The following is a 3,763-nucleotide window of genomic DNA, read 5'->3' as shown; positions in this document are numbered from 1 at the left end:
TCAACGACCGCACTCTGCTCTGGGTGGCCGCGGTGGTCCTGGGTCTGGTGTCCGTCGCGGCCGCGGCTTTCGTATGGAACCTGCTGCGCGCCCAGCTCGGTTCGCTGCGACTGGTCGCGGCCGTCGCGGCATTTGTCCTGGTGGTGACGCTGGGGTACGTCCTGCTACCGGGCGTGAACGAGGTGGGCGCCGATTTCCCGGCCAGCCTGCTCTGGGAGTTCCGTACGGCGTCGCTGGCGGTTTCCACCACCCTCTGGCTGAGTATCGGCCTCGTTTTCGCCGTGATCACCGAGTGGTCGGCACGCGGTACTACCCGGGTAGCCGAACCGGTCGCTACCGTGGGTTGATCCCGATACCGGCCCGCCGGGAGCAGTGTCGGCGGTATGAATTCCACCGACACCCACCCGGCGGTCCGGGGTCGTGTTCGCAACGACCGTGGGCTCCCCCAGCGCCGCCCCGCGGCCGTCACCACCGCGTTCACGGCATTCGTGGCCGCGGTGGGCTTCGGAGTGGCGGAGACGGCGCTGCGGAGCTTCGAGGCGCTGTTCGGCGAAACCGGGGCCACCGTGACATCGATGAACGGCGGCTGGGTGCTGCGCACCGCGATATACGGACTGGTGACCGTGGCCGCGTGGCGGATGCTTCGCGGTGGCCGGTGGGCGCGTCTCGCGCTAACCGCCGGTATCGGAGGGGCCGGGCTCGTATCGCTGGTGATCGAGCCGCTGGCCGCCTTCTTCACCGACGGTATCGGCGATCTGTCCGAGATCAGCGTGATCTCCGTGCTGGTGGCGTTCGCGCGTCTCGGGCATATCGTCGCGGTACTGGTCGCCGTCCCCGCGATGTACACCCCCGCGGCGCGGGCCTGGTTCCGCGGCGGCGGGAACGTGTGAGATACCTCGCCGCCACACCCGAATCCGGCCGCGCGGGGCTCGTTCCCGGGCTCCCACCCGAGAGGCGGGAGCCCGGGACGCTCAGGACTCCAGTGCGGCGTCGAGCGTTATCTCGTCCACGCCGGCCAGTGCCTTACTGATCGGGCAGCCGGCCTTGGCGGCCGCGGCGGCCGTCGCGAAACCGGCTTCGTCGAGCCCGGAGACCCGGCCGCGAACGGTGAGCGCGATCCGGCTGATCCGGAAACCACCGGCCGGGTCGGGGCCGAGGGTGACCGCCGCCGAGACGTCGAGGCTCTGCGGGGTGCCGCCGGCCTGAGCGATCTCGTTCGAGAGCGCCATCGCATAGCAGGACGAATGTGCCCCCGCGATGAGTTCCTCCGGACTGGTCGTACCGTCGGCGTCGTCGGCCGACCGTTTGGGGAAAGACACCTCGTACTTGCCGACTCCCGAACTGACCAGGTCGACCTGGCCGGAGCCGTCCTGCAGGCCACCGGTCCAGGCGGTGCGCGCGGTACGTGTGGGCATCACGATCCTTTCGAAGACGATTCGTTCCGTGTCCGGTTCGAACCTACTCGCACCGGTCAGACCGTGGCGGCGGTACGTTCGTCGAGCCGCGTCAGCACCCCCGGCCAGGCCTCGCGATGCCGATTCCGAGCTTCCTCGTCGGTGAACCCGCTGTGCCGCAACCGCAACCGGATCCCCCGCGGCTGCTTCACGAACTCGACCCGGACCACGGTTTCCGCGCCCTCGGTTCCCGCCGCGCCGGTCACCCAGGTCATCTCGACCAGCCGGCTCGGTTCCAGGCGCAGGAAACGGCCGTAATGGGGCCGGACGGCGCCCTCGTGCCGGGTCTCGAAATAGAACGGCTCACCCACCTCCGCCCGCATCCGTACCGACGACGGTTCCGCGAACCAGATATCGAATCCCTGTGTCCAGGCCAGGTACAGGAGTTCCGGTGAAGCCGACATCACCCGCTCCACCATGAGCTCATGAGGCCGTGCTGACAGGTCCGGTGTACGCACTTGCTGGTCGACCATCTCCAGAACCATACTCGCGCGCACCCGGGTACGGCCGTGGATGCGGCGATCATCGCGCCGACGCGCGGCGGGCCGCCGTGAACAGGCGCGGTGACCACCGGGAATACCATTGCGGCACCGGGAATCCGGGTGTGCGCCGACGGCCTGTGAGATGGGCGAATAGGGTGGTGCGGGTGGAGAGTTCGCGATGACGAGCTGGCAGGTGATCGGGCTACTCGGCTGGGTCGCGCTGGCCGGGGTGCTGATCGAACTGGTGCGGCAGCGGCGGATGCTGCGCGTGCTGCGCCGGAAACTGGACGCCGCCGACCGGACGGTCGCGCGGCAGCGACAGGAACTGGAGGTGGATTCCGAACGTCTGCTGATCGCACGCGAGCTGCACGACGTGGTGGCGCACAACCTCTCGCTGATCAATGTGCAGTCGGGTATGGCGCTGCAGCAGGTCGAGAACAAATCGGCGAAGGCCGCGGGCACCGTGGCCGAGATCAAGACCACCAGCCGCAACGCGCTCGAGGATGTCCAGGCACTGCGGCACGCGATCCAGGCGGTCGAAGCCGCCGCACCGGCATCCACCACCGAGTCGTCCACCACGCCGCCTCGCCCCGCGGACCGGCGGACGCGCGAGAAGCGCTCCCGGCGAAGCGGTTTCGGCCGGTGGGACCGCCCGGGCGCCATGATCCGACCGGCCGCCGCCGAGGTGGACGACCGCCCGGCGCCCGCCGCATCACCTCCCCCGCCCCGCGAACCCGATCCCACCCTGGCCGATCTCGACGAACTGCTGCGCAAGCCCCGGGCCACCGGGTTGACGGTGCAGACCCGGGTGCTGGGGACGGCCACCCCCCTGCCGGGCGCCATCGACGAAGCCGCGGCCCAGATCGTGCGCGAATCCCTGGCGAACGTGATCTTGCACGCGCCCGGGTCGGAGGCGACGGTGACCGTGCGCTACACCACCGATTCGGTCGATCTCACGGTCGACAACACCCGCCCCACCGGAAAACCCGAGCACACCGGACCCACGCGCGGGATGGGCATCATCGCGATGCGCGAGCAGGCGCATGCCCTGGGCGGCGCGTTGACGGCCGGCCCGAAACCCAGCGGCGGTTATCGGGTCGCGGCCAGGCTGCCGAGCCGGCCGCTGCGGGTCGCGGCCGATCCGGATGCGCCGGTCCGGTCGCGGGCCGGGTCGGAGCCGAACAAGCGGATTCCGGCACCGGCCGGGCGCGAAAGCCCATCCGAGCGAGTCGAAACCGGCCCCACCACAGTGGAATAGGAGCGTCGGCCGCACCGGTGGCAACCGTCGGTGCGTACCGCTAACGTCCACCCCGCTGTCGAATCCGACCATCGGGGTGAACTATGGGAATCGTTGTCTCGTTCGATCGAGTATCCGAGGCGCAGCTGGCACAGGTCCGCACCGATCCGGACAAACACTGGGAAGTGCTCGACGACGGCCGCGACCGCAGGACCGAGCCCGACGGTTATCTCGACAAAGCCTGGCAGGGCCTGTCCGATCTCCTCGAAAGCACCGGCACCGGGATCGACCTGGTCCTGGACGGCGATCCGATCGACGATTCCGAGATTCTGTTCGCCTGGTCGTCCGCGCTGGTCCGGCGGACCGCGGAAAAGCTGAGCGATACACCTTTCACGACGCTCGCCGCGCATTCCGACCCCGCAGGCGTCCACGAGGCGGAACTCGGCTACCTGCGCCAGTACTACGACGTGCTGGTGAAGTTCTTCGACTCGGCCGCTGCCACGGGCTCCGCGGCAATCATGAGCATGAGCTGACAGCCGATCGGAGACAACGGAAAAGGGCCTGCCCACCGGATATCCGGTGGGCAGGTC

At 69.3% G+C, this 3,763-nt stretch carries 6 protein-coding genes; 4 read left to right on the top strand and 2 right to left on the bottom strand.

What is annotated here, in order from left to right:
- Positions 1-347 (top strand): CbtA family protein (locus ACWDU1_RS30590; RefSeq protein WP_450003798.1); only part of this gene is annotated, 347 nt, incomplete at its 5' end.
- A 36-nt stretch (positions 348-383) separates the two neighbouring features.
- Complete coding sequence (locus tag ACWDU1_RS30585) at positions 384-890, top strand: hypothetical protein (RefSeq protein ID WP_450003796.1); 507 nt, start codon at positions 384-386, stop codon at positions 888-890.
- Positions 891-971: 81 nt separating this feature from the next.
- Here the strand turns inward: ACWDU1_RS30585 and ACWDU1_RS30580 are convergent, their stop codons facing one another.
- Positions 972-1,415 carry an OsmC family peroxiredoxin gene (locus ACWDU1_RS30580; protein WP_450003795.1) on the bottom strand — a complete coding sequence of 148 codons (444 nt, stop codon included), beginning with the start codon at positions 1,413-1,415 and terminating at the stop codon, positions 972-974.
- A 56-nt stretch (positions 1,416-1,471) separates the two neighbouring features.
- A complete protein-coding gene (locus tag ACWDU1_RS30575) occupies positions 1,472-1,927 on the bottom strand; it encodes an SRPBCC family protein (RefSeq protein WP_450003794.1) in 456 nt (151 codons plus the stop codon).
- A gap of 187 nt (positions 1,928-2,114) precedes the next feature.
- On the opposite strand from ACWDU1_RS30575, the gene ACWDU1_RS30570 reads away from it, so the two are divergent.
- Both ACWDU1_RS30570 and ACWDU1_RS30565 read left to right on the top strand, forming a co-directional pair.
- Positions 2,115-3,194, top strand: coding sequence for a sensor histidine kinase (locus ACWDU1_RS30570; protein ID WP_450003793.1), 1,080 nt, complete (start codon positions 2,115-2,117; stop codon positions 3,192-3,194).
- Between the two features lie 83 nt (positions 3,195-3,277).
- On the top strand, positions 3,278-3,706 hold the full coding sequence (locus tag ACWDU1_RS30565; RefSeq protein WP_450003791.1) for a DUF1877 family protein: 429 nt from the start codon (positions 3,278-3,280) through the stop codon (positions 3,704-3,706).
- Positions 3,707-3,763 lie beyond the last annotated feature (57 nt).

Source organism: Nocardia sp. NPDC003345 (assembly GCF_053589395.1).
The sequence above is the reverse complement of the archived record's forward strand: the minus strand, read 5'-3'. Positions and strand labels throughout refer to the sequence as shown.